This window comes from Pseudomonas sp. AL10, assembly GCF_029960685.1.
Classification (GTDB): domain Bacteria; phylum Pseudomonadota; class Gammaproteobacteria; order Pseudomonadales; family Pseudomonadaceae; genus Aquipseudomonas; species Aquipseudomonas lactis.
This window is the reverse complement of sequence record NZ_JASBQZ010000058.1, coordinates 1-25,652: the sequence shown is the minus strand read 5'-3', so window position 1 is coordinate 25,652 and position 25,652 is coordinate 1. Positions and strand designations below refer to the sequence as shown.

Genomic DNA, 25,652 nt, shown 5'->3' with positions numbered 1-25,652 from the left:
TTTTCGAAAGTGAGCCGCCGTCAGGGCGGAACCCTAAGTGGCCGTTACCGCAGCAGTGGATATGCACACAATTCAACTGTGTTGACTGCCAGGCCGCCTTCGCGAGCAAGCCCGCACAGTTGGATTGTGGGGTGTCAGGTAGACCAGCGTAGGCTGTCAGGCCGTCACGGGAGCAAGTCCCCACCCACAAAAAAACCGGCCTTCACAGGCCGGTTTTTTAATACCACGACGTTGGCTTACAGCTTGCCAGCGTTCTCGGTCAGGTATGCCGCAACGCCTTCTGGCGAAGCGTTCATGCCTTTGTCGCCTTTTTTCCAGTTGGCAGGGCAGACTTCGCCGTGCTCTTCGTGGAATTGCAGCGCGTCGACCAGGCGGATCAGTTCTTCCATGTTACGGCCCAGCGGCAGGTCGTTGATGATCTGCGAACGCACAATGCCCTTGTCGTCGATCAGGAACGCGCCACGGAACGCCACGCCGCCTTCGGACTCAACGTCATAGGCCTTGGCGATGTCGTGCTTCATGTCGGCAGCCATGGTGTATTTGACTTTGCCGATGCCGCCATCATTGATGGCGGTGTTGCGCCAGGCGTTGTGGGTGAAGTGGGAGTCGATGGAAACCGCGACCACTTCAACGTTACGCGCCTTGAAATCGTCCATGCGGTGGTCCAGGGCGATCAGCTCCGACGGGCAGACGAAGGTGAAGTCCAGCGGGTAGAAGAACACCAGGCCGTATTTGCCTTTGATGGCTTCAGACAGTTTGAAGCTGTCTACGATTTCGCCATTGCCGAGCACGGCTGGTACGTCGAAATCCGGGGCTTGTTTACCGACGAGTACGCTCATAGGGTATCTCCTGATGTGGGGTGACGATTGAAGTAAAAGGACAGGTCAAGTCTGCCGGGGAAAATCGACAGAAACATGACGCAATCACGCTTCGTAAAGACCGACCATCATACACCGAAAAAACCGTTCGTCAGCGCATGGTCAATGTGCGCTGGATTGGGGATGAAACTATTTTGACAATCATTCTCGTTAACATTAAGATCCATCGCACTTAAGCCTCAAACCCGCGACGGTTCTCACTTATGTATGTCTGCCTCTGCACTGGCGTCACCGACGGACAAATCCGCGAAGCAATCTACGAAGGTTGCTGCAGCTATAAGGAAGTACGTGAAACCACCGGCGTAGCCAGCCAGTGTGGCAAATGTGCTTGCCTAGCCAAGCAAGTGGTACGGGAAACCCTGACGCAGCTGCAAACAGCCCAGGCCGCGCTCCCCTACCCAGCAGAATTTAAACACGCTTGAATAGGCATGTTTTTGAAGAACCGGACCTAGTGTCCGGTTTTTTTATGCCATCAATTCAAATAGTTAGCACCAAGACGCGGAACACAAACATTCTTATTCCGATTAATTTTCATTTATTATTCAATAACTTAGGTTTGACACTAGGATTTTCACCGCTCAGACTCCGCCCTATACACAGCTATTACAGGGCAGGACCCCAGTCATGAAAGGCGACATCTCAGTCATCCAGCAACTCAACAAAATCCTTGCCAATGAACTGGTCGCGATCAATCAGTACTTTCTGCATGCGCGCATGTACGACGATTGGGGCCTGGAAAAGCTCGGCAAGCGTGAATACAAAGAGTCGATCAAGGCCATGAAGGACGCCGACGCGCTGATCAAGCGCATCCTGTTCCTGGAAGGCCTGCCGAACGTGCAGGACCTGGGCAAGCTGAACATCGGCGAGCACACCCAGGAAATGATCAACAGCGACCTGGGCTTTGAGCGCAAGAGCCACAGCGACCTCAAGGCCGCCATCGCTCACTGCGAAACCAAGGGTGATTTCGGCAGCCGTGAACTGCTGGAAGATATCCTGGAAGACCAGGAAGAGCATATCGACTGGCTGGAAACCCAGCTGGGCCTGATCGACAAGGTCAGCCTGGAGAATTACCTGCAATCGCAGATGGGTGAATAACTGCGCTTGTTATCACTGTAGGAGCCAGCTTGCTCGCGAAGGACTCCCAGGCAACGCGTTAAACCAGGCGCGCTGCGTTATCGTTGACGTTCTTCGCGAGCAAGCTCGCTCCTACAGAAAAGCTCAAAAAAAGCCCCGCTCTCTTGTGAGAAGCGGGGCTTTTTATTGCTCGCCTATTAGGCGTCAGTCTTAGCTGCTGCGCCTTTGATCAGCGTTTGCAGGGAACCATCAGCTGCCATTTCAGTGATGATGTCGCTACCGCCAACCAGCTCACCGGCTACCCATAGCTGCGGGAAAGTCGGCCAGTTGGCGTACTTTGGCAGGTTGGCGCGGATTTCAGGGTTTTGCAGGATATCCACGTAAGCGAACTTCTCGCCACATGCCATCACGGCCTGGGACGCTTTCGCGGAGAAACCGCACTGAGGCGCGTTAGGTGCGCCCTTCATGTAAAGCAGAATGGTGTTGTTGGCAATCTGCTCTTTGATCGTTTCGATGATATCCATGGAACACCTCTGCAGGAACTTTGCGACTCACGGGTCGGCACGGTGGCGCATTGTAACGCAAAAATCCAGCGGGATGCTCAGGCCGCCGCCACCTTCACCGGTACGCCGTTAAGCGCCGCATTACCCGACAACTCATCCAATTGCCGCTCGTCGGTCAAGTCATTGGCACTCGCTCCCGGCTGGCTACTCGCGATGCTCATCTGCACGCCTGGGCGACCGTGGCCCCAGCCGTGAGGCAGGCTGACCACACCCGGCATCATGTCCGCGCTGGCCACCACTTCCACTTCGATCATGCCGGTGCGCGAACTCACTCGCACGCGCTGGCCATCGCTCAACTGCCGACGGGTCAGGTCGTCGGGGTGCATCAACAGTTGATGGCGTGGCTTGCCCTTTACCAGCCGGTGATAGTTATGCATCCAGGAATTATTGCTGCGCACATGCCGTCGGCCAATCAGCAACAGTTCGTCGGCCATCGGCACCGGCTGCGCGGCGAAACGCGCCAGGTCTGCGAGGATCACGACCGGTGCTGCTTGAACCTTGCCATCCGCGGTTTTCAAACGTGCCGCGAGGTTGGGCTTGAGCGGCCCCAAGTCCATGCCATGGGGATGCTCTGCCAACATCGCCACCGATAACTTATGACTGGATGCGTCACCATAGGCACCCGCACGCAGCCCGAAGTCGATCATCTGCGCCGGTGGCAGGGTGGGCTTAAGCGCAACGCCAGTGTGCGCCGCAAATGCCTTGGCCAGGCCGACAAAGATCTCCCAGTCATGCAATGCGCCCTCAGGCTTGGGCAGGATGGCGCGATTGAAGCGCGTGACATTGCGCACCGCAAACAGATTGAAGGTGGTGTCGTAGTGATCGTTTTCCAGCGCCGAGGTGGAGGGCAAGATCAGGTCGGCATAACGCGTGGTCTCGTTGATATACAGGTCGATGCTGACCATGAATTCCAACCCGTCCAGTGCTTGCTCCAATTGGCGACCGTTAGGTGTGGACAGCACCGGGTTGCCGGCCACCGTCACCAGGGCGCGGATCTGCCCTTCACCCTCGGTCAGCATTTCTTCGGCCAGCGCCGACACCGGCAGTTCTCCACCGTACTCCGGGCGTCCGGACACGCGGCTCTGCCAGCGGTTGAAATGGCCGCCGCTGGTGGAGGCCACCAGGTCCACCGCGGGGCTGGTGCAGAGCGCGCCGCCGACGCGGTCCAGATTGCCGGTCACCAGGTTGATCAGTTGCACCAGCCAATGGCACAGCGTGCCAAACGCTTGGGTCGAGACGCCCATGCGGCCATAACAAACGGCCTTGTCAGCGCCGGCGAAGTCCCTGGCCAACTGCCGAATCTGCTCGGCAGGCACAGCACACTGGCGGCTCATGGCCTCGGCATGAAAGCCGGCGATCGCCCTGCGCACCTCGTCCAGGCCCTCCACCGGCAAATGACTATCGCGTGTCAGCCCTTCGGTGAACAAAGTGTTGAGCACCCCAAACAACAACGCCGCATCGCCGCCGGGGCGTACGAACAAGTGCTGGTCAGCAATGGCCGCCGTCTCGCTGCGCCGAGGGTCGACCACCACCACTTTTCCGCCTCGCGCCTGGATGGCCTTGAGGCGTTTTTCCACATCGGGCACGGTCATGATGCTGCCATTGGAGGCCAGCGGGTTGCCGCCGAGGATCAACATGAAATCGGTCTGGTCGATGTCGGGAATGGGCAACAACAGGCCGTGGCCGTACATAAGGTGGCTGGTGAGGTGATGAGGCAGCTGGTCTACCGAGGTCGCGGAAAACCGATTGCGCGTCTTCAACAGCCCTAGAAAGTAGTTGCTGTGGGTCATCAACCCATAGTTATGCACACTGGGGTTGCCCTGATACACCGCCACCGCGTTCTGGCCGTGCCGGGCCTGGATGCCCGCGAGCCGCTCGGCCACCAGGGCAAAGGCTTCATCCCAGGCAATCGGCTGCCATTGGCTGCCCACCCGCCGCATGGGTTGGTGCAGGCGGTCCGGGTCGTTCTGGATGTCCTGCAGGGCCACGGCCTTGGGGCAGATATGGCCGCGACTGAAACTGTCCAAGGGGTCGCCCTTGATCGAGGTGATCGCCAGGCTACCGTCTTGGGCTTGGGTAGTTTCCAGGGTGAGGCCGCAGATAGCTTCGCACAGGTGGCAGGCACGGTGGTGGAGAGTCGTGGTCATGGCCAGTCTCTTTTATAGGGGCTTTGGCTCAACTATGGGCCGCGACCCCTTGAGGCGCCAGCAACCTTCGCGTTGTGAATCGACGGGCATAGGCCAGGCCATGACTAAGCATGAGCAAATGTTTCAAAAACCTTGCCCACAGGCGCTGAAACCGACGCGACCTGGCCCAAGCCCGCCCCCGCGCATTGCAAAAGGCCTGGACGCCAGTGTACAAATGGCTCGCTGCTGTCAGGAAATCGTCTTCAAACGCGCGTCAGTGCCCTGCTTGAACACCCCTAAAGCCGTAGCCCTATTGGTAAAACGCGACATTTAATGTCAATATCGCGTCTTCCCCTATTTCGTCGCCCCGTGCGGCTTTCGCCGCAGGTCTCGCCCGTTGTCGCAATAAACAAGGCTTTGAGTATCTGCGGTCTGTTGCAAAAGGTAGTTAATGATGAGCGCAAGGCACTTTCTCTCCCTGATGGATTGCACGCCCGAAGAGCTGGTCAGCGTGATCCGTCGAGGCATTGAGCTTAAAGACCTGCGTAACCGCGGCGTACTGTTTGAGCCTTTGAAAAACCGTGTACTGGGGATGATTTTCGAAAAGTCCTCGACCCGCACACGCCTGTCGTTCGAAGCCGGCATGATCCAGCTGGGTGGCCAGGCCATCTTCCTGTCACCGCGCGACACCCAGTTGGGCCGTGGTGAGCCGATCAGCGATTGCGCCATCGTGATGTCGCGCATGCTCGACGCCGTGATGATCCGTACCTTCGCCCACAGCACCCTGACCGAATTTGCCGCCAACTCCCGCGTGCCCGTGATCAACGGCCTGTCCGATGACCTGCACCCCTGCCAGTTGCTGGCCGACATGCAAACCTTTCTCGAACATCGTGGCTCGATCCAAGGCAAGACCGTGGCCTGGATCGGCGACGGCAACAATATGTGCAACAGCTATATAGAAGCGGCGATCCAGTTCGACTTCCACCTGCGTATCGCCTGCCCTGAAGGCTACGAGCCCAGCGCCGAGTTCATGGCCAAGGCCGATGGCCGTGTGCAACTGCTGCGCGATCCAAAAGACGCAGTGGTCGGCGCGCACCTGGTGAGCACCGACGTCTGGACCTCCATGGGCCAGGAAGACGAAACCGCCAAACGCCTGGCCCAATTCGCGCCGTTCCAGGTGACCCGCGCGTTGCTCGACCTGGCCGCGCCGGACGTGCTGTTCATGCACTGCCTGCCCGCCCACCGAGGCGAAGAAATCAGCCAGGACCTGCTCGACGATCCGCGCTCAGTCGCGTGGGATCAGGCCGAGAACCGCCTGCATGCGCAAAAAGCCTTGCTCGAATTCCTCGTCCCGCCGTCGTACCACCACGCATGAGCCAGCCATTACTGCTGAACCTGCGCAATCTGGCATGCGGCTATCAAGACCAACGTGTGGTGCAGAACCTCAACCTGCACCTTAACGCCGGCGATATCGGTTGCCTGCTCGGCTCTTCGGGCTGCGGCAAGACCACTACCCTGCGCGCGATTGCAGGCTTTGAGCCGGTGCATGAAGGCGAAATCAGCCTGGCGGGCGACGTCATCTCCCGTGCCGGCTTCACCCTGGCACCAGAGAAACGTCGTATCGGCATGGTGTTCCAGGACTACGCGTTGTTTCCGCACCTGAGCGTGGCTGACAACATCGCCTTTGGCATTCGCAAACACCCGCAAAAAGAGCGCGTGGTCGCCGAGTTGCTGGAACTGGTCAACTTGAAGAACCTGGGCAAACGCTTTCCCCATGAGCTTTCCGGTGGTCAGCAACAACGTGTCGCTCTGGCCCGCGCCCTGGCGCCGGAGCCGCAACTGCTGTTGTTGGATGAACCCTTTTCCAACCTCGATGGTGAGCTGCGCCGCAAACTCAGCCATGAAGTGCGCGACATCCTCAAGGCACGCGGCACCAGCGCGATCCTGGTGACCCATGACCAGGAAGAGGCCTTCGCCGTCAGTGATCATGTCGGGGTCTTCAAGGAAGGCCGGCTAGAGCAGTGGGACACGCCCTACAACCTCTATCACGAACCGCAGACGCCTTACGTCGCCAGTTTCATCGGCCAGGGGTATTTCATCCGTGGTCGATTGAACTCACCGGAATCGGTCAGCACTGAACTGGGCGACCTGCGCGGCAACCGAGCCTACACCTTGCCGACCGGTGCTGCGGTGGATGTGCTGCTGCGCCCGGATGACATCGTTTACGCACCGGGCAGCGCGTTAAAAGCCCGGATCGTTGGCAAGACCTTCCTCGGCGCCTCAACGCTGTACCGGTTACAGCTGCCGACCGGCGCTCAGTTGGAGTCGATTTTCCCCAGCCATGCCGATCACCAAGTGGGCGCAGAGGTGGGGATTCGTGTGGCGGCTGAGCATTTGGTGGTGTTCCAGGCATCCGGCAGCACGGCGGCGCAGATTCCTGCTGTTGAGTCAGGCGTGCGCCGCCACAGCGTCGCCCACTGACGAAACCGGGTCAAACTGTGGGAGCTGGCTTGCCTGCGATGCAGACAACTCGGGTTATCTGTCACACCGCGTTGATGCTATCGCAGGCAAGCCAGCTCCCACATTTTGATCCTCATAGACTTCAAAGAATGATTATCAGGTCCGACCAATCGGTGCGAATTTGGCCTGGGTGTGTTCTGCCAGCACCGCCGCTGGCAATTCAACTTCCAATCCTCTTCTGCCCGCGCTGACAAAAATCGTTGCAAAGGGTTGCGCCGTTTCATCGATAAACGTGCGCAGCCGCTTCTTCTGACCCAACGGACTGATGCCGCCCAACAGATAACCCGTTGAGCGCTGCGCCGCTGCCGGGTCAGCCATTTCGACTTTCTTCACACCCGCAGCGTGAGCCAGGGCTTTCAAGTCCAGACTTCCGACGACCGGCACCACCGCCACCAACAATTCACCCTTCTCACTGCTCGCCAGCAGCGTCTTGAATACCTGGGCCGGGTCCAAGCTCAATTTCTCCGCGGCCTCCAGCCCATAGGATGCTGCCTTGGGATCATGTTCATAACTATGGATACGATGTTCGGCGCGAACTTTTTTCAACAGGTCCAATGCGGGGGTCATAGCGGCTCCGGGCGGGCAAACTGATGGCCAATTCTAGGCCAAGACCACGTGAAACGCTCTAGCACAGTCCTATTACCGCTAAAGTGACGCGCCTTGAGCATGATCATTCACCACACCAATAGTTCGGAAATGACCAATGGTTCACTTTCGACCTTTGACAGCGGTCATTCTTGTCTATATTTTTTCGTTTCCGAATACCGTAGGAATAATCCTTTGGTACTCCTGCAATAAGCCGTGACCTAGGATGGGGATCCTTGCGCGGTGAATATCGCGCAACTGCCCGTTGAGGCCGTGCGCAAGACAAGAACAACAATTGAGGTTTTCCATGACAACTGCTCTTCAACAGCCTTCACTTTCGAGCCAATGCATGGCCGAATTCCTGGGCACCGCGCTGCTGATCTTTTTCGGTACAGGATGCGTCGCCGCGCTCAAGGTCGCGGGTGCGAGCTTTGGCTTGTGGGAAATCAGTATCATCTGGGGGGTCGGCGTGAGCATGGCGATCTACCTGAGCGCCGGTATTTCCGGGGCTCACCTCAACCCGGCGGTCAGTATCGCCCTGTGCATCTTTGCCGATTTTGAAAAGCGCAAACTGCCCTTCTATATTCTTGCCCAGGTCGCCGGCGCCTTCTGCTCCGCCGCCTTGGTGTACACGCTCTACAGCAATCTGTTTTTCGATTACGAACAAACCCACCACATGGTTCGCGGCTCCCAAGCCAGCCTGGAATTGGCCTCGGTGTTCTCAACCTACCCTCATGCGCTGCTGAGCACGGCTCAGGCGTTCCTGGTGGAAATGGTCATCACCGCCATCCTGATGGGCGTGATCATGGCCCTTACCGATGACAACAACGGCCTGCCACGCGGCCCGCTGGCGCCCCTGCTGATCGGCTTGCTGATCGCGGTGATTGGTAGCGCCATGGGCCCGCTGACCGGCTTTGCGATGAACCCGGCACGGGATTTCGGACCCAAGCTGATGACCTTTTTCGCCGGTTGGGGTGAAATGGCCTTTACTGGCGGTCGCGATATTCCTTACTTCCTTGTACCGATTTTCGCCCCGATTGTCGGCGCATGCCTCGGTGCTGCGGCTTATCGCGGTCTGATCGCTCGCCACCTGCCGAGCGCCGCACCGGCTATTGCTGAAGAAACACCTGACACGGCTGTCAACGGCAAGACTCGTATTTCCTGAAAGCGCCAGCCTGGTCCCCTGCCCTTCACGGCCCAGGCTGATTTCTGACTTCCTTATTTCGTCCAAGGCAATTGACATGACCGACCTTCAGAATAAGAACTACATCATTGCCCTTGATCAGGGCACCACCAGTTCCCGGGCGATCATCTTCGATCGTGACGCCAACGTGGTGTGTACCGCCCAGCGTGAATTCGTCCAGCATTACCCGCAGGCTGGCTGGGTCGAACATGACCCAATGGAAATCTTCGCCACCCAGAGCGCGGTGATGGTCGAAGCGCTGGCCCAGGCCGGCCTGCACCATGACCAGGTTGCAGCCATCGGTATCACCAACCAGCGTGAAACCACAGTGGTCTGGGACAAGGTCACCGGGCGCCCAATCTATAACGCCATTGTCTGGCAATGCCGCCGCAGCACCGAGATCTGCCAGCAGCTCAAGCGCGATGGCCATGAGCAATACATCAGCGACACCACTGGCCTTGTGACCGACCCGTACTTCTCCGGCACCAAGCTCAAGTGGATCCTCGACAACGTCGAAGGCAGCCGCGAACGTGCACGCAACGGCGAACTGCTGTTCGGCACCGTCGACAGCTGGCTGATCTGGAAATTTACCGGCGGCAAGACCCACGTCACCGACTACACCAACGCCTCGCGCACCATGCTCTTCAACATCCACACTCTGGAGTGGGATGCGAAGATGCTGGAGATTCTCGACATTCCCCGGGAAATGCTCCCGGAAGTGAAGTCGTCGTCGGAAATTTATGGCCGCACCAAGAGCGGTATTGCTATCGGCGGCATTGCCGGTGACCAGCAAGCCGCCCTGTTCGGCCAGATGTGCGTGGAAGCGGGCCAGGCCAAGAATACCTACGGCACCGGCTGCTTCCTGCTGATGAACACCGGCGACAAGGCGGTGAAATCCAAGCACGGCATGCTCACCACCATTGCCTGCGGCCCGCGCGGAGAGGTGGCCTACGCCCTGGAAGGCGCGGTCTTCAACGGCGGCTCCACCGTGCAATGGCTGCGTGACGAGCTGAAGATCATCAACGATGCCCACGACACCGAATACTTTGCCGGCAAGGTCAAGGACAGCAACGGCGTGTACCTGGTACCCGCCTTCACCGGTCTCGGCGCGCCCTACTGGGACCCGTATGCCCGTGGCGCACTGTTCGGCCTGACCCGTGGCGTACGCGTAGACCACATTATTCGAGCAGCCCTGGAATCGATTGCCTACCAGACCCGCGACGTCCTCGACGCCATGCAGCAGGACTCGGGCGAACGCCTCAAGGCCCTGCGCGTGGACGGAGGTGCGGTTGCCAACAACTTCCTGATGCAGTTCCAGGCCGACATACTCGGCACCCAGGTCGAACGCCCGCAAATGCGTGAAACCACTGCCCTCGGCGCGGCCTACCTGGCAGGCCTGGCGTGTGGCTTCTGGGGCAGCCTGGACGAGTTGCGCGGCAAGGCAGTGATCGAACGCGAGTTCGAGCCACAGCTGGATGAAGCGGCAAAAGAGAAACTCTACGCCGGCTGGCAAAAAGCCGTGAGCCGCACCCGTGACTGGGAGCCGCACGAAAGCGCTGAATAAGGTGTAACTGGCAGGGAGCGGATTCCTGCGTCATCATGGGCCACTTTTGTATGGCAGCCCAAAGGACGCCCCATGAATCTGCCTCCCCGCCAACAACAAATCCTCGAACTGGTCCGCGAACGCGGCTATGTCAGTATCGAGGAAATGGCGCAGCTATTCGTTGTCACCCCGCAAACCATCCGCCGCGATATCAACCAGTTGGCGGACGCCAACCTGTTGCGCCGCTACCACGGTGGCGCAGCCTATGACTCCAGCGTCGAGAACACCGCGTACGCCATGCGTGCCGACCAGATGCGCGACGAGAAGCAACGCATCGGCGAAGCCATTGCCGCACAGATTCCCGATCACGCCTCGCTGTTCATCAACATCGGCACCACCACCGAATCCATCGCCCGTGCGCTGCTCAATCACAGCCATCTGAAAATCATCACCAACAACCTCAACGTCGCCACCATGCTCAGTGCCAAGGACGACTTCGATGTGTTGCTCACCGGCGGCAATGTGCGCCGTGACGGTGGCGTGGTCGGCCAGGCCAGTGTCGACTTCATCAACCAGTTCAAGGTCGACTTTGCCCTGGTGGGCATCAGCGGGATCGACGAGGACGGTAGCCTGCTGGACTTCGATTACCAGGAAGTGCGGGTTTCCCAGGCAATCATCGCCAATGCGCGACAGGTGATTCTGGCGGCAGACTCCAGCAAATTCGGGCGCAATGCCATGATTCGCCTGGGGCCGATCAGCCTGGTGGACTGCCTGGTGACTGACCAACAGCCGGTGCCGGCGTTGGTGCAAGTGCTGAATGAGCACAAGGTGCGGCTGGAAGTGGTGTAGCGCCTGTTCAGGCGTCATCGCGGGCAAGCCCGGCTCCCACAGTTTGAAATGCGGTCAAATGTGGGAGCCGGGCTTGCCCGCGATGACGGCCTCACTAACACCAATACATTCACCTTTGTTCATAATTCTTCCTTTCCCCACCCTTCGATGAGTTTTTTCAATCGAAGTCGGGTGGCTGTGCCCGCAATTATCAGCTACCATTTTCGCAAATGAACATTCATGTTCGAATTCCAAGACGAAAAGATCGCGAGGCCAGCCGATGAACCCTTCCACCTTGCCTGCTCCACCGCTTGCCGAAGTCTATGACGTTGCCGTAATTGGTGGCGGGATCAATGGCGTCGGGATTGCAGCAGACGCAGCCGGTCGCGGTTTGTCGGTATTCCTTTGCGAAAAGGATGACTTGGCCAGCCACACCTCTTCGGCTAGCAGCAAGCTGATCCATGGTGGCCTGCGTTACCTGGAACACTACGAATTCCGCCTGGTGCGTGAAGCCCTGGCAGAACGGGAAGTGCTGCTGGGCAAAGCGCCGCACATCGTCAAGCAAATGCGCTTCGTACTGCCGCATCGCCCGCACCTGCGCCCGGCGTGGATGATTCGCGCCGGCTTGTTCCTGTATGACCACTTGGGCAAGCGCGAGAAACTGGCAGGCTCCAAAAGCCTCAAGTTCGGTGCTGACAGCCCGTTGAAAAGCGAAATCACCCAAGGTTTCGAATACTCCGACTGCTGGGTCGATGATGCTCGCTTGGTCGTGCTCAACGCCATGGCGGCCCGCGAGAAAGGTGCGCACATCCACACGCAGACCCGTTGCGTCAGCGCCCATCGCAGTAACGGCCTGTGGGAAATGAACATGGAGCGTGCCGACGGCAGCCTGTTCTCGATCCGCGCCCGCGCGCTGGTGAATGCTGCCGGCCCTTGGGTGGCCAAATTCATCAAGGACGACCTGAAGCTGGATTCGCCCTACGGCATCCGTCTGATTCAGGGCAGCCATCTGATCGTGCCGCGCCTGTACGAAGGCGCCCACGCGCATATCCTGCAGAACGAAGACCAGCGCATCGTCTTCACCATTCCGTATCTGAACCACTTGACTATCATCGGCACCACCGACCGCGAATACAGCGGCGACCCGGCTGCAGTGGCGATCACCGAAGGTGAAACCGACTACATGCTCAAGGTGGTCAACGCGCACTTCAAGAAACAACTGAGCCGTGACGATATTGTTCACACCTACTCCGGCGTGCGCCCGCTGTGCAACGACGAGTCAGACAACCCATCGGCCATCACGCGCGATTACACCCTGGCCTTGTCCGGCGGCACCGGCGAAGCGCCGATCCTGTCGGTGTTCGGTGGCAAGCTGACCACCTATCGCAAACTGGCTGAGTCGGCCATGGCCCAACTGGCGCCGTACTTCACCCAGATGCGCCCAAGTTGGACTGCCACGGCGAGCCTGCCCGGCGGCGAAAATATGAGCACCCCTGAAGCCCTGGCCGACGCCATCCGCGCCAAGTTCGACTGGGTACCGAGCGAGATCGCCCGCCGCTGGTCCACCACTTACGGCAGCCGCACCTGGCGCCTGCTGGAGGGCGTGCAATCGCTCGCCGACCTGGGTGATCACCTGGGTGGCGGCCTGTATACCCGCGAAGTCGATTACCTGTGCGCCGAAGAGTGGGTGACACAACCGCAGGACGTGCTGTGGCGCCGCACCAAGCTTGGCCTGTTCACCACCGAGCAGGAGCAGGAAAACCTGCAACGCTACCTGTCCAAGGTCGAGCAGAGCCGCAGCAAGATCGAAGCCGCCTGACCGCCCTACCGTGTAGGAGCGAGCTTGCTCGCGAAAAACCTGAGAACGCCGCGTTTATTCAGCCTAAACGCGGCGTTTTTGCGTTTTTCGCGAGCAAGCTCGCTCCTCCAGGCTATTCGGTTTTCCGAACAAGCTCCTGTGCGCTATTCGGTTTGCCGGACCGGCCACCAAAAATATCGCCGAAACAAAAAGTTAATTTCCATATAAATCATGCAGTTATCCTTTTATTTTCGGTATGGCACGACTCATGCTCTACACTCTTCAACGATTGCCTGAGGCGCCTTAGGAGCCGTCACGGGCAGTCGCTGTACAAGAGAGCCGTTCAGCTGGCTTCATAAAAAAAACAAATGTCGAGGAAGTATTGATGCGCATCGTTCCCCATATCCTGGGCGCAGCTATCGCTGCTGCTCTGATCAGCACTCCAGTTTTTGCCGCCGAACTCACCGGCACACTGAAGAAAATCAACGACTCCGGCACCATCACTCTCGCTCACCGCGACAGCTCCATTCCGTTTTCCTACATCGCGGATGGTTCGGGCAAACCCGTGGGCTACTCCCACGACATCCAGTTGGCCGTCGTCGAGCAGCTGAAAAAAGACCTGAACAAACCCGACCTCAAAGCCAAGTACAACCTGGTGACCTCGCAAACCCGTATCCCGCTGATCCAGAACGGCACCGCGGATCTGGAGTGCGGCTCCACCACCAACAACACCGAACGCGCCCAGCAAGTTGATTTCACCGTCAACATCTTCGAAATCGGCACCCGTTTGCTGGTCAAGAAAGACAAGGAAGGCAAGCCGTCCTACGCTGACTTTGCCGACCTGAAAGGCAAAAACGTGGTGACCACCGCCGGCACCACGTCGGAGCGCATCATCAAGGCGATGAACGCCGACAAGCAGATGGGCATGAACGTCATCTCCGCCAAAGACCACGGCGAATCCTTCCAGATGCTCGAAAGCGGCCGCGCCGTTGCATTCATGATGGACGACGCCCTGCTGGCCGGTGAAGAAGCCAAGGCCAAGAAGCCTGATGACTGGGTCATTACCGGTACTCCACAGTCATTCGAAGCCTACGCTTGCATGGTTCGCAAAGGCGACCCGGACTTCAAGAAAGCCGTGGATGACGCCATTGTCGCCCTGTACAAGTCTGGCGAGATCAACAAGATCTACGCCAAATGGTTCGAAAGCCCGATCCCACCAAAGGGCCTGAACCTGAACTTCCCGATGAGCGACAAGGTCAAGGAGCTGATCGCTAACCCTAGCGACAAACCAGCGCCAGAAGTAAAAATCTGATACCTGACTAAGCTTATGTCCTGAGGGAGCCAACCCTCCCTCAGGCGTCTGTAATTACCTGCTGGTTTTAACTTGGAACACTCGACCTGGCGGTTTTCGAGCCGATCGTGTGTGCCTGGCGTTCAACGTCAGGCGGGAACGGATCTTCCCCAAGCGGGTGCTTGTACATCGATCGATCTCGAGGGGAGACCCTAATGAATTACAACTGGGACTGGGGCGTGTTCTTCAAGTCCACCGGCGTGGGCAGCGAGACTTATCTCGACTGGTACCTCTCCGGGCTGGGCTGGACCATCGCCATCGCTATCGTGGCATGGATTATCGCCTTGCTGCTGGGCTCCATTCTGGGGGTCATGCGCACTGTGCCAAACCGCCTCGTATCGGGCATCGCGACCTGCTACGTGGAACTGTTTCGTAACGTGCCGCTGCTGGTTCAGCTTTTCATCTGGTACTTCCTGGTACCGGACATGCTGCCGCAGAACCTGCAGGACTGGTACAAACAAGACCTGAACCCGACCACCTCGGCCTACCTGAGCGTCGTGGTGTGCCTGGGCCTGTTCACCGCCGCCCGTGTGTGTGAACAAGTGCGTACCGGTATCCAGGCGCTGCCACGCGGCCAGGAATCCGCGGCGCGCGCCATGGGCTTCAAGCTGCCGCAGATCTACTGGAACGTGCTGCTGCCCCAGGCTTACCGCATCATCATTCCGCCGCTTACCTCGGAATTCCTCAACGTGTTCAAGAACTCCTCCGTGGCGTCCTTGATCGGCTTGATGGAACTGCTGGCGCAAACCAAACAGACCGCCGAGTTCTCGGCCAACCTGTTTGAAGCCTTCACCCTGGCCACGCTGATCTACTTCACCCTGAACATGAGCCTGATGCTGCTGATGCGCGTGGTCGAGAAGAAAGTCGCAGTGCCCGGCCTGATCTCCGTGGGGGGCAAATAATGGACTTCGATTTCAGCGGCATCATCCCCGCCATTCCAGGCCTGTGGAACGGCATGGTCATGACATTGAAGCTGATGGTCATGGGCGTGGTCGGCGGCATCATCATCGGGACTATCCTGGCCCTGATGCGCTTGTCGTCCAACAAACTGCTGTCCCGCGTGGCCGGCGCCTACGTGAACTACTTCCGCTCGATCCCCTTGCTGCTGGTGATCACCTGGTTCTACCTGGCGGTGCCGTTCGTGTTGCGCTGGATCACGGGTGAAGACACCCCGATCGGCGCATTCACCTCCTGCGTCGTGGCGTTCATGATGTTCGAAGCCGCGTACTTCTGCGAAATCGTACGAGCCGGTGTGCAGTCGATTCCCAAGGGCCAGATGGCGGCGGCACAAGCCATGGGCATGACCTACGGCCAGACCATGCGCCTGATCATCCTGCCCCAGGCGTTCCGCAAGATGACACCGTTGCTGCTGCAACAGTCGATCATCCTGTTCCAGGACACTTCCCTGGTCTACACCGTGGGCCTGGTGGACTTCCTCAACTCCGCCCGCTCCAACGGCGACATCATCGGCCGCTCCAACGAGTTCCTGATCTTTGCCGGTGTCGTCTACTTCATCATCAGCTTTTCCGCCTCGCTGCTGGTCAAGCGTCTGCAAAAAAGGTTTGCCGTATGATCTCTATCAAGAACATCAACAAGTGGTATGGCGACTTCCAGGTGCTGACCGATTGCAGCACCGAGGTTAAAAAAGGCGAAGTGATCGTGGTGTGCGGGCCATCCGGCTCGGGCAAATCCACCCTGATCAAGTGCGTCAACGCACTGGAACCGTTCCAGAAAGGTGACATCGTGGTCGACGGCACCTCCATCGCCGACCCGAAGACCAACCTGCCAAAACTGCGTTCGCGCGTGGGCATGGTGTTCCAGCACTTCGAGCTGTTCCCGCACCTGACCATCACCGAAAACCTGACCATCGCGCAGATAAAGGTGCTGGGCCGCAGCAAGGAAGAAGCCACCAAGAAGGGCCTGCAACTGCTCGACCGCGTGGGCTTGTCGGCACACGCCCACAAGCACCCTGGCCAGCTCTCCGGCGGCCAGCAACAACGTGTGGCGATTGCCCGCGCCCTGGCCATGGACCCGATCGTCATGCTGTTTGACGAACCGACCTCGGCGCTGGACCCGGAAATGGTCAACGAAGTGCTCGACGTGATGGTGCAACTGGCCCACGAAGGCATGACCATGATGTGCGTGACCCACGAGATGGGCTTTGCGCGCAAAGTGGCCGACCGCGTGATCTTCATGGACGCCGGCAAGATCATCGAAGACTGCCCGAAAGAAGAGTTCTTCGGCGACATCAGCGCCCGCTCCGAACGTGCGCAGCACTTCCTTGAGAAAATCCTGCAGCACTAAAAGCAACTCGCTCCAGCCCTGTAGGAGCGAGCTTGCTCGCGAAAGACGAAAACGATAACGCGTGTATCCAGGATTAACGCGCTGCCCTTGAGTTTTTCGCGAGCAAGCTCGCTCCTACAGTTGGCAGGCGAGAAGTAGCTGACCCAAGGCATCTGTGATGAAATGCGACCCCAATCAATATCGCGCCGCGCCGCCATCACTTGCCGTGAAGCCTCGTCTGATACGCCAACTGTTCCTGCCGCCGTTGATCATCGCCCTGATGGTCGGCCTGGGTTATATCGGCTTCTGGGTCAGTGACTACTACGGCATCCGCACCCTCAGCGACAATGGCGAACGCCAGTTGGAGCTGCACGCCCGCACCGTCGAAAGCGAACTGAGCAAGTACACCTACCTGCCCAGCCTGCTGGAACTGGAGTCCAGTGTTTCCCAACTGCTCGCCGACCCGAACCAGGAAACCCGCAAGACGGTCAACGACTACCTCGAAGGTCTGAACCGCCGCAGTCGCAGCCGCGCCATCTATGTGATGGATACCACCGGCCGCGTGCTGGCCACCAGTAACTGGCGCGATGCCGACAGTTACCAAGGTGAGGACCTGTCTTTTCGCGCCTATTTTCAGAACGCCGTACGCGGCCAGCCCGGCCGTTTCTACGGCATCGGCAGCACCAACGGCGAGCCCGGCTATTACCTGGCGCATGGCCTGGAAGAACACGGCAAGATCATCGGCGTCGCCGTGGTCAAGGTGCGCCTCGAAGCCCTTGAAGAACGCTGGCAACGTGCGCGCCTTGAAGCCTTCGTAAGCGACGAGAACGGCATCATTATTCTTTCCAGCGACCCGGCGCGTCGCCTCAAGGCCGTACGCCCCTTGAGCGATGACACCAAGGACCGCCTGGCCCACAGCCTGCAATATTACTGGGCGACGCTCAATGAACTGCAACCCCTGGCCCGTGAACGCCTGAACGAAGGTACCGAGAAACTGACCTTTCCGGCCAACACCGAAGTGGTCAACGACCAGCACGCCGTCAGCTACCTGGCGCAAACACGCCCGCTCAACGACACGCCGTGGAATTTCACCCTGCTCACCCCACTTAACGACCTGCGCCGCGCCGCGATCAACCAGGGCATCCTGGTGGCCGTCGCCTTTGGCCTGGTCGCCTTCCTGCTGATCGCCTGGAACGAACGGCGCAAGGTCATCGCCACCCGCCTCGCTGCGCGGGAAGCCTTGCAGGAAGCCAACAGCCAGCTTGAGCGGCGGATCGCCGAGCGCACCGCCGACTTGCGCGCCAGCAACGAACGGCTCAAGGGCCAGATTCGCGAACGACGCCAGGCCGAAGAAACCCTGCGTCACGCCCAGGACGAGCTGGTGCAAGCCGGCAAGCTCGCAGCCATTGGCCAGATGTCCACCAGCATCGCCCACGAACTGAACCAGCCGCTGGCGGCCTTGCGCACGCTGTCGGGCAACACCGTACGCTTCCTTGAGCGCGGCGCCCTGGACACCGCCAGCACCAACCTCAAGACCATCAACGAACTGATCGACCGCATGGGTCGCATCACCGCCAGCCTACGTTCCTTTGCCCGACGCGGTGACGACCAGGGCGAGGCCAGCCTCGGCAAAGCCGTGGACGCCGCGTTCCAGGTGCTCGGCGCGCGCCTGGACAGCCTGCCGTTGACCGTGCACCGTGATTTTGCCAATGCCCAATTGCAGATCGACCAGACTCGCCTGGAGCAGATCCTGGTCAACCTGATCGGCAACGCCCTCGATGCGATGCAGGCCCAAGCGGCGCCGCAACTGTGGTTGGAAGGCCAGAGCGGCGATGGCAAATACCGCCTGTTGGTGCGTGACAATGGCCACGGCATCGATCCCGAAGCACGCAAGCATTTGTTCGAACCCTTTTTTACCACCAAGCCCGGCGAACAAGGCCTGGGCCTGGGCCTGACCCTTTCCGCGAGCCTCGCGGCCGCCACCGGCGGCAGCCTGGCCGTGGAACATCCGGCCAATGGTGGTACCGCCTTTGTCCTGAACCTGCCATTGGTGGGCGCTCAACGAGTTGAGTCGACATGAATACACAAGCCCAAGACCTCACCGTCCTGATCGTCGAAGACGACCCCCATGTACTGCTCGGTTGCCAGCAAGCACTGGCGCTGGAAGACATTACCAGCGTCGGCGTGGGCAGCGCCGAAGAAGCGCTCAAGCGCATCGGCGAAAACTTTGCCGGCATCGTCATCAGCGACATCCGCTTGCCGGGCATCGACGGCCTGGAACTGCTGACCCGCCTCAAGGCCCTGGATAAAAGCCTGCCGGTGGTGTTGATCACAGGCCATGGCGATATCTCCATGGCGGTGGGCGCCATGCGTAACGGCGCCTACGACTTCATGGAAAAACCCTTCTCGCCCGAACGCCTGGTGGACGTGGCACGCCGCGCCCTGGAACAACGCGGGCTGGCGCGGGAAGTCTGGTCGCTACGTCGGCAACTGGCCGAGCGCGACTCGCTGGAAGGCCGCATCATCGGCCGCTCGCCGGCCATGCAAAACCTGCGCGAACTGATTGCCAATGTCGCCGATACCTCGGCCAACGTGCTGATCGAAGGCGAGACCGGCACCGGCAAAGAACTGGTCGCGCGTTGCCTGCATGATTTCAGCCGGCGCCACACCCACCAGTTCGTTGCCCTCAACTGCGGTGGCCTACCGGAAAACCTGTTTGAAAGCGAGATTTTTGGCCACGAAGCCAACGCCTTCACCGGCGCTGGCAAACGTCGCATCGGCAAGATCGAGCATGCCCATCAAGGCACGCTGTTCCTCGATGAAGTAGAGAGCATGCCGATCAACCTGCAGATCAAATTGCTGCGAGTGCTGCAAGAACGCACGTTGGAACGCCTGGGTTCGAACCAGAGCGTGGCGGTGGATTGCCGGGTGATCGCCGCTACCAAGTCCGACCTCGACGAGTTGAGCCGCGCCAGCCAGTTCCGCAGCGACCTGTACTATCGCCTCAACGTCGTCACCCTGGAACTGCCGCCCCTGCGCGAGCGGCGTGAAGACATCCTGCAACTGTTCGAACACTTCCTGCAGCAATCGTCGCTACGCTTCGACCGCGCCGTGCCGGAGCTGGACAACCAGACCCTGTCCAGCCTGATGAGCCACGATTGGCCAGGCAACGTGCGTGAGCTGCGCAACGTCGCCGAACGCTTCGCCCTCGGCCTGCCCGCCTTCAAAAAAAGCGGCGCCGGCAGCGGCAGCCAAGGGGTTGCCTTTACCGAGGCGGTGGAAGCCTTTGAGCGCAACCTGCTCAACGATGCCCTGCAACGCAGCGGCGGCAACCTGACCCAGGCCAGCCAGGAACTGGGGATGGCCAAGACCACCCTGTTCGACAAGGTCAAGAAATACGGGTTGAGTCACTGATGGATCTGTTCTTGAAGGCTGCGCTTGGCGCCGCAGTGGTGCTGATTCTGGCGGCGCTGGCCAAGACCAAAAACTATTACATCGCAGGCTTGGTGCCGCTGTTTCCCACTTTTGCGCTGATCGCCCATTACATCGTCGGCAAAGGCCGTTCGATTGAGGATTTGAAGACCACGATCCTGTTCGGGATGTGGTCAATCATTCCCTACTTTGTGTATTTGGCGACGCTGTATGTGATGGTGGATCGAATGCGGTTGGAGGCATCGCTGGCAGTCGCTGCCGTGGCCTGGTTGATGGCCGCGACGGTGCTGGTCAGCGTGTGGGTACGCCTGCACACCTGACACAACGCGGCAGATCGTTCCCACGCTCCCGCGTGGGAATGCAGCCAACGACGCTCCGCGTCCACGCGCGTGACGCAGAGCGTCACCAGAGGCACTCCCACGCGAAGCGTGGGAGCGATCATCGCAGGCAAGCCAGCTCCCACACTCAGATCAGCGCACGATCTTGTCTACCTGAATACCCAGCTTCTTCAGGCGATACCAAAAGCTGCGCTCGGAAATCCCGATCCGCTGCGCCGCTGCCGCCTGCACCCCATTGCTCTCCTGCAGCGCCGCAAGGATGTAGGCTTTCTCCACTTCGGCCAGCGCCGCATCCAGATCCCGCGGCAACCCCGGCCCGTCGCTGAGGATCGCGGTCACATCGCCCTCGCTCGGCTTGGAAGCAAACAGATACCCCGGCAAATCAATATCCTCGATCACCGATGAAGCCGCCACGATGGTTGCGCGCTCCACGCAGTTTTGCAGCTCGCGGATGTTGCCCGGCCAGTGATACGCCGCCATGGCTTGCAAGGCCTCGGGGCTGAAGCCGGTGATGCGTTTGCCGGTGGTCGCGCTCAGGGTGTGGGCGAAGTGGCGCGCCAGGGGCGCGATGTCTTCCACGCGTTCGCGCAAGGACGGCAACGGAATCGGGAAGACATTGAGGCGGTAATACAGGTCTTCGCGAAACTCCTTGGCCGCCACCGCATCCAGCAGGTTCTTGTTGGTGGCGGCAATTACCCGTACATCCACCTTGCGCTCGCGGGGGTCGCCTACCGGCTCGATAACCCGCTCCTGCAAGGCGCGCAGAATCTTGGCCTGCAACGCCAAGGGCATATCACCCACCTCATCCAGAAACAGCGTGCCCTTGTCGGCCTGCATGAAGCGCCCTACCCGGTCAGCCACGGCGCCGGTGAACGCGCCTTTGCGATGGCCAAACATCTCGCTTTCCAGCAGGCCTTCCGGAATGGCCGCGCAATTGACCGCCACGAAGGGTTGGTCGGCACGGCTGCCATGCTTGTGGATGGCACGGGCGACCATTTCCTTGCCAGTGCCGCTTTCGCCGGTCAGCAGGATGGTGGCGTTGCTGTCACGCACCGAATCCACCGCCTGGAGCACCTGGCGAAACGCCGGGCTGTCGCCCACCAGGCTGTCGAACTGCGCATGCTCGTCCAGCTCGGCACGCATGCGCGCGTTGTCGCGCATGATGTCGCGAAATTGCAGGGCCTTGGCCACGGTGATGTCCAGCTCGTCAATGTCGAACGGCTTGGCAATGTAGTCATAGGCGCCGTTACGCATCGACTGCACGGCGTTTTTCACCGTGCTGTAGGCCGTCATCACGATTACCGGCAGGGTCGGATAACGCACCTTGATCTCGGCCAGCAACGCCGGCCCGTCCATGCCCGGCATGCGCCAGTCGCTGATGACCAGGTCGATGTCCTCCTCCCCCAGCACCTTGAGCGCGTGCAAGCCATTGCCCGCGCTGAACACCTGGATGCCGTTCTGGCTCAAGGCCTGGGTCAGCAGATCACAGAGCTTGGGCTCGTCGTCGACCACCAATACGTTATGCGTCATGCCCGTCCTCATCTTCACCGTCGTCTTCACCGTCAGCCGGAATGTACAGGCTGAAGGTCGCGCCGGCATCTTTCTCGCTGGCGCATTCGATGCTGCCGTCGTGACTTTCCATGATCGAATAGACTTTGGCCAGGCCCAGGCCTGTGCCCGAGGCCTTGGTGGTGACAAATGGCGTAAAGATACGCTCCACCATGTCCGCAGGGATGCCCTCGCCGGTATCGGCGATGCTGATCACGGTGTTGTCGCCCACGCTGCGAATGCCCAGGGTCAGGCGCCCGCCGTCGGGCATCGCGTCGATGGCGTTGAGAATCAGGTTGAGACAGGCCTGTTTGAGCTGCTTGGCATCGGCGTAGATCGTCGCGCCAGGCGCCTGGTCGTCGATATGGGCATCAATGCGATGGCTACTCAGCTCCGGGCCGCAGAAACCGAGGATTTCTTCCACCAGGGCGCGTGCCGGTTGCTGCACGCGTATCGGCGGGTTGGGCTTGGCGAAATCGAGGAATTCGGTAATCAGGTCGTTGATGCGGCTGACTTCGCTGATGACATATTCCAGGTGACGCTTGTCGGTTTCCGCCAGGTCAGCGCGCCGATGCAACAGTTGGGTGGCGGTCTTGATGATGCCCAGTGGGTTGCGAATTTCGTGAGCCAGGCCCATGGCGACTTCACCCAGGGCATGCAAGCGGTCACGCCGACGCAGTTGGGCTTCCAGATGGTGCAACTCGCCCAGGCGTTCGGTCATGTGGTTGAAGGTGCTGCTCAATTGCGCCAGTTCGTCACCGCCACTGACCACCACACGGTGCGCATAACTGCCCGAGATCACCGCATCCACGCCCTGGGACAAATCGCGCAGGGGCTTGGTCAGGCGCCGCGACACCAACAACCCGGCCGCCAGTGACAGCGCCGAGCTGACCAGGAAGATCAGCACGAACAGGTTGCTCTGGTTCACCAACCCCACCAGGCTGGTGTGGCGTAGCAGGCCGCTGAAGATCACGCCTTGCAACTCGCCGGCGTCATTGAAAATCGGCCAGTACAAACCGCTGTATTGGTTAGTGAACTGTTCGCTGGGCTGCTTGGTGCTACGTAGGTAGGCCTCGACATTCTTGGGGATGCGCGAGGGGTGATTGGCGAAGCGCTGGGTGGAAAATATTTCGGAAAACCCTGCAGGGTTGGCCAGGTACAAACGCAGGTCGAGGGAATGCACATCGGCCACGCTGGTGAGGAAACTGCTGTCCAGGTAAGTGGCGACCAGCAACAGGTAATCCACGCCGTCACGGCTGGTTTCAAAGGTGGACACCACCAGGCCCGTGCTCACGCCGGCGACCTGCACGGTTTGCAGCACCGCGTTGCTGGTGAGGTTGATCTGCCTGACGATGTCATCGGCGGCCGTGCTGAACATCACTTTGCGGTCGCTGGTGCGAATCAGCGCGACCACGTCGATATCGGTGGCATCGGCAATGTCGGCGGTGAGCCGGTCATGCCGCTCGGCATTTTTGGACGATGGCGGGCTGGTGTAGCGCAGGAACAGCTTGGCCATGCGTGCGTTGTCGTGAAGGATGTCGCCGATTTCGTCCTTGACGATCTTGGTCGACTCTTGCAGCCAGATCCGCACGTTACTGTCGAAAATCTGCGACAGCGTGGTGGCGGCCAGTTCAGCCGCGATCATGGTGGGGATCACGCTGACCAGCCAGAACGCCAGCACCAGCTTGCGCTGGACGCTCCAACGCGAGATGGCAAAGGGGCGGGCTTTCTGGCGGGTCTTGGTAATCATCAGGTTTCGCTTATCGCAGCAGCCATGGCAGGGTCGGAACGATCCGGTCGAATAAACAGTTTTACAAGCTTGAGCAGGCCGTTGACCAGCCGGTTGCGGTGGCGGAAGAACAGGCTGTTGCCCTCGAACTCGCACCCCAGGCGCAGTTTACTGGCATACCCGGCCTGGCCGCACTCGTACACCGGAATACAGTGTTCAATACAGTAGTCGACATTGGTCAACCAGCTACGGAAGTACAGGTTGTACTCGCGGCTGAACTCAAGGTCATGACCAAAGAACTTGTCCACCAGCCGATGCTCATCCAGCAGGATCAGGTTGAACGCCACCAGGCGCTCGTCCACCCAGTACAGAACACAGACCGCCCGCTCGTGCAGGTGTTCGAGTACCCCCGTGAAGTAACCGGCGGGCAGGCGTTCGAACTGCAAGTCTGCGCGCGCAAGCGTGGCTTCATATAGGCGCATGACCTCGGGCAGCACGTCATCGATATTGCGCCGCCACTCGACCCGCGGCCCTGGTGCGCGCAGTTTGCGGCGCAGGTCCTTGCGCGTGGATTTGCCCAGCGACCCCAGGTAGGCATCCACCGAGCCATAAGGCAGCGGCAACACCCCCGTGGGCAAGCTGGGCATGCTTTGAAAACCTGCGGCAATGCAGCTCTGGGCCCAATGCGGGTCATTGGTGGGCGCATCCTTGACCGCCAGCAAGCCGATACCGAGCGCGTCGGCATCGCTGCGCGCAGCCGCCAGTAATTGCTGCAACAGCAACGGGCGCTGGGATTCGGGCACATGGCTGGCGACACCGGCATCACAGCGTTCAGCCACCGGCGAACCGATGGCGTACAACGCCAGTTGCAAAACCCCCGGCCACAGCCGCTCCAGGCGCTCGGTCAAGCGCTTGCCGGCCCCCGACACGGTGGTGTCGAGGCGATAATGGGTGACGAACGCGGCCGCCACCGCCACCAGCGTTTGATCCTCAAAGACCGCCAGGTAACGCCACTGGAAGTCATCGATCGCGGCGTTTTCCACGGCCAGGTAATAGTCCCAATCCTCCAGGGCACCGGAAAAACAATCGTTCCAGGCATCGCGCTGGATAGCCCGGATGGTCGGGTAGGCTTGGGTGGTTATCACAGATTGCCCTTATTTCTCGATCCAATGTGGGAGCTGGCTTGCCTGCGATGCAGGCGCCTCGGTACGTCAGGCAGACCTCAGTGATGCCATCGCAGGCAAGCCAGCTCCCACAGGGGCCTGCGTTGATTTTAGAACTGCGTGCTGCTCGACAAACCTGGCACTCAACTCGATCACGCGGCGGTACTGCAAATCGACCGTGATCATGTGGTAGCAGTTGTCCAACAGGATCTTGGTCACCGGCCCGCCGAGGTGGCGCTCCACGTAATCGGCGTTCCAGCGGCTGGTGATGTCGTCCTCGATGGAATGCAGCACCAGCGCCGGCACTTTGATCTGGGGCATGCGCTTCCTGACCACGGCGTTCATACGGTGCAGCTCGCGCACGGTGATGCCTTCCATGGTCAGCAACCCCGCCTCGCTGCTTTCGCCTTCCTTCATCTGCCGCTCGACGATGGCCCGCAGGCGCTCGTTCTTGATGCCGTAGGGCGGCTTCTCTTCGAAGCTGCAAATGTGTACGCCGAACGGAATTTTCATCAGCAAGGGCGTGAGAAACGCCAGTTTGTTGATGCTCCAGCCGTCGTACTTCAAGGTGGTGGAATACATCAGCAACCCGGCAACTTGCCCCGGGTGTTCGGACGCCACATACATCGACATCACCGCGCCCATGGACAAGCCACCGACAAACACCTGCCCATGGCGTTGCTTGACCTGTACGAAGGTCTTGCGCACGC

General features: G+C 59.7%; 23 protein-coding genes. 15 read left to right on the top strand and 8 right to left on the bottom strand.

The features are described from left to right. Positions 1–236: 236 nt before the first annotated feature. The gene (locus QK296_RS27185) at positions 237–839 is read right to left on the bottom strand and encodes a peroxiredoxin (RefSeq protein ID WP_003188979.1); all 603 of its coding nucleotides are present in this window, start codon (positions 837–839) and stop codon (positions 237–239) included. 242 nt (positions 840–1,081) lie between these two features. On the opposite strand from QK296_RS27185, the gene QK296_RS27180 reads away from it, so the two are divergent. Together QK296_RS27180 and bfr are read left to right on the top strand one after the other, a co-directional pair. Next, a complete protein-coding gene (locus QK296_RS27180) occupies positions 1,082–1,300 on the top strand; it encodes a bacterioferritin-associated ferredoxin (RefSeq protein ID WP_003188977.1) in 219 nt (72 codons plus the stop codon). 202 nt (positions 1,301–1,502) lie between these two features. Next, the gene (gene bfr, locus QK296_RS27175) at positions 1,503–1,973 is read left to right on the top strand and encodes a bacterioferritin (RefSeq protein ID WP_003188976.1); all 471 of its coding nucleotides are present in this window, start codon (positions 1,503–1,505) and stop codon (positions 1,971–1,973) included. A gap of 176 nt (positions 1,974–2,149) precedes the next feature. On the opposite strand, the gene grxD is transcribed toward bfr, so the two are convergent. Together grxD and QK296_RS27165 are read right to left on the bottom strand one after the other, a co-directional pair. After that, a complete protein-coding gene (grxD, locus tag QK296_RS27170) occupies positions 2,150–2,476 on the bottom strand; it encodes a Grx4 family monothiol glutaredoxin (protein ID WP_003188975.1) in 327 nt (108 codons plus the stop codon). Between the two features lie 77 nt (positions 2,477–2,553). Continuing rightward, a complete protein-coding gene (locus QK296_RS27165) occupies positions 2,554–4,662 on the bottom strand; it encodes a molybdopterin oxidoreductase family protein (protein ID WP_169912496.1) in 2,109 nt (702 codons plus the stop codon). 433 nt (positions 4,663–5,095) lie between these two features. Here QK296_RS27165 and argF point away from each other — a divergent pair, with 433 nt between their 5' ends. Together argF and QK296_RS27155 are read left to right on the top strand one after the other, a co-directional pair. Then, a complete protein-coding gene (gene argF, locus QK296_RS27160; RefSeq protein ID WP_003188973.1) occupies positions 5,096–6,016 on the top strand; it encodes an ornithine carbamoyltransferase in 921 nt (306 codons plus the stop codon). Next, on the top strand, positions 6,013–7,122 hold the full coding sequence (locus QK296_RS27155; protein ID WP_034135818.1) for an ABC transporter ATP-binding protein: 1,110 nt from the start codon (positions 6,013–6,015) through the stop codon (positions 7,120–7,122). The genes argF and QK296_RS27155 overlap by 4 nt, the downstream gene beginning before the upstream one ends. A gap of 135 nt (positions 7,123–7,257) precedes the next feature. Here the strand turns inward: QK296_RS27155 and ybaK are convergent, their stop codons facing one another. After that, on the bottom strand, positions 7,258–7,728 hold the full coding sequence (ybaK, locus tag QK296_RS27150; RefSeq protein ID WP_034135819.1) for a Cys-tRNA(Pro) deacylase: 471 nt from the start codon (positions 7,726–7,728) through the stop codon (positions 7,258–7,260). 325 nt (positions 7,729–8,053) lie between these two features. Here ybaK and QK296_RS27145 point away from each other — a divergent pair, with 325 nt between their 5' ends. The 11 genes from QK296_RS27145 to QK296_RS27095 all read left to right on the top strand — a co-directional run bounded on the left by QK296_RS27145 (position 8,054) and on the right by QK296_RS27095 (position 20,484). Continuing rightward, on the top strand, positions 8,054–8,911 hold the full coding sequence (locus QK296_RS27145; protein ID WP_014717136.1) for an MIP/aquaporin family protein: 858 nt from the start codon (positions 8,054–8,056) through the stop codon (positions 8,909–8,911). A gap of 76 nt (positions 8,912–8,987) precedes the next feature. Beyond that, a complete protein-coding gene (gene glpK, locus QK296_RS27140; protein WP_003188963.1) occupies positions 8,988–10,493 on the top strand; it encodes a glycerol kinase GlpK in 1,506 nt (501 codons plus the stop codon). 72 nt (positions 10,494–10,565) lie between these two features. Further along, positions 10,566–11,321 carry a DeoR/GlpR family transcriptional regulator gene (locus QK296_RS27135; RefSeq protein ID WP_003188962.1) on the top strand — a complete coding sequence of 252 codons (756 nt, stop codon included), beginning with the start codon at positions 10,566–10,568 and terminating at the stop codon, positions 11,319–11,321. A 259-nt stretch (positions 11,322–11,580) separates the two neighbouring features. Then, positions 11,581–13,119 carry a glycerol-3-phosphate dehydrogenase gene (glpD, locus tag QK296_RS27130; protein WP_034135821.1) on the top strand — a complete coding sequence of 513 codons (1,539 nt, stop codon included), beginning with the start codon at positions 11,581–11,583 and terminating at the stop codon, positions 13,117–13,119. Positions 13,120–13,483: 364 nt separating this feature from the next. Beyond that, positions 13,484–14,410 (top strand): glutamate/aspartate ABC transporter substrate-binding protein, encoded by a 927-nt coding sequence (locus QK296_RS27125; RefSeq protein ID WP_003188957.1) that lies wholly within the window; start codon positions 13,484–13,486, stop codon positions 14,408–14,410. A gap of 194 nt (positions 14,411–14,604) precedes the next feature. After that, positions 14,605–15,351, top strand: a complete 747-nt coding sequence (locus tag QK296_RS27120; RefSeq protein ID WP_003188956.1) for an amino acid ABC transporter permease — start codon at positions 14,605–14,607, stop codon at positions 15,349–15,351. Further along, positions 15,351–16,022: an ABC transporter permease subunit gene (locus QK296_RS27115; RefSeq protein WP_003188954.1), complete on the top strand. Its 672-nt coding sequence runs from the start codon at positions 15,351–15,353 to the stop codon at positions 16,020–16,022. Before QK296_RS27120 ends, QK296_RS27115 begins: the two co-directional genes overlap by 1 nt. After that, positions 16,019–16,753: an amino acid ABC transporter ATP-binding protein gene (locus tag QK296_RS27110; protein WP_003188952.1), complete on the top strand. Its 735-nt coding sequence runs from the start codon at positions 16,019–16,021 to the stop codon at positions 16,751–16,753. Before QK296_RS27115 ends, QK296_RS27110 begins: the two co-directional genes overlap by 4 nt. A 157-nt stretch (positions 16,754–16,910) precedes the next feature. Then, positions 16,911–18,812: a sensor histidine kinase gene (locus QK296_RS27105; RefSeq protein ID WP_057712008.1), complete on the top strand. Its 1,902-nt coding sequence runs from the start codon at positions 16,911–16,913 to the stop codon at positions 18,810–18,812. Further along, a complete protein-coding gene (locus QK296_RS27100) occupies positions 18,809–20,146 on the top strand; it encodes a sigma-54 dependent transcriptional regulator (RefSeq protein ID WP_003188948.1) in 1,338 nt (445 codons plus the stop codon). Before QK296_RS27105 ends, QK296_RS27100 begins: the two co-directional genes overlap by 4 nt. Then, positions 20,146–20,484, top strand: coding sequence for a GlpM family protein (locus QK296_RS27095; RefSeq protein WP_034135823.1), 339 nt, complete (start codon positions 20,146–20,148; stop codon positions 20,482–20,484). The genes QK296_RS27100 and QK296_RS27095 overlap by 1 nt, the downstream gene beginning before the upstream one ends. Positions 20,485–20,634: 150 nt before the next feature. Here QK296_RS27095 and QK296_RS27090 read toward each other — a convergent pair whose 3' ends face one another. From QK296_RS27090 to QK296_RS27075, 4 genes are all read right to left on the bottom strand, one after another. Next, entirely contained in the window at positions 20,635–22,032 is a 1,398-nt protein-coding gene (locus QK296_RS27090) for a sigma-54 dependent transcriptional regulator (protein ID WP_003188944.1), read from the bottom strand. Beyond that, positions 22,022–23,800, bottom strand: coding sequence for a HAMP domain-containing sensor histidine kinase (locus QK296_RS27085; RefSeq protein WP_034135825.1), 1,779 nt, complete (start codon positions 23,798–23,800; stop codon positions 22,022–22,024). Before QK296_RS27085 ends, QK296_RS27090 begins: the two co-directional genes overlap by 11 nt. Beyond that, the gene (locus QK296_RS27080; protein WP_057712010.1) at positions 23,800–24,924 is read right to left on the bottom strand and encodes a GNAT family N-acetyltransferase; all 1,125 of its coding nucleotides are present in this window, start codon (positions 24,922–24,924) and stop codon (positions 23,800–23,802) included. The genes QK296_RS27085 and QK296_RS27080 overlap by 1 nt, the downstream gene beginning before the upstream one ends. A gap of 66 nt (positions 24,925–24,990) precedes the next feature. Further along, a partial coding sequence (locus QK296_RS27075; RefSeq protein WP_282392016.1) for an alpha/beta hydrolase occupies positions 24,991–25,652 on the bottom strand: 662 nt, incomplete at its 5' end.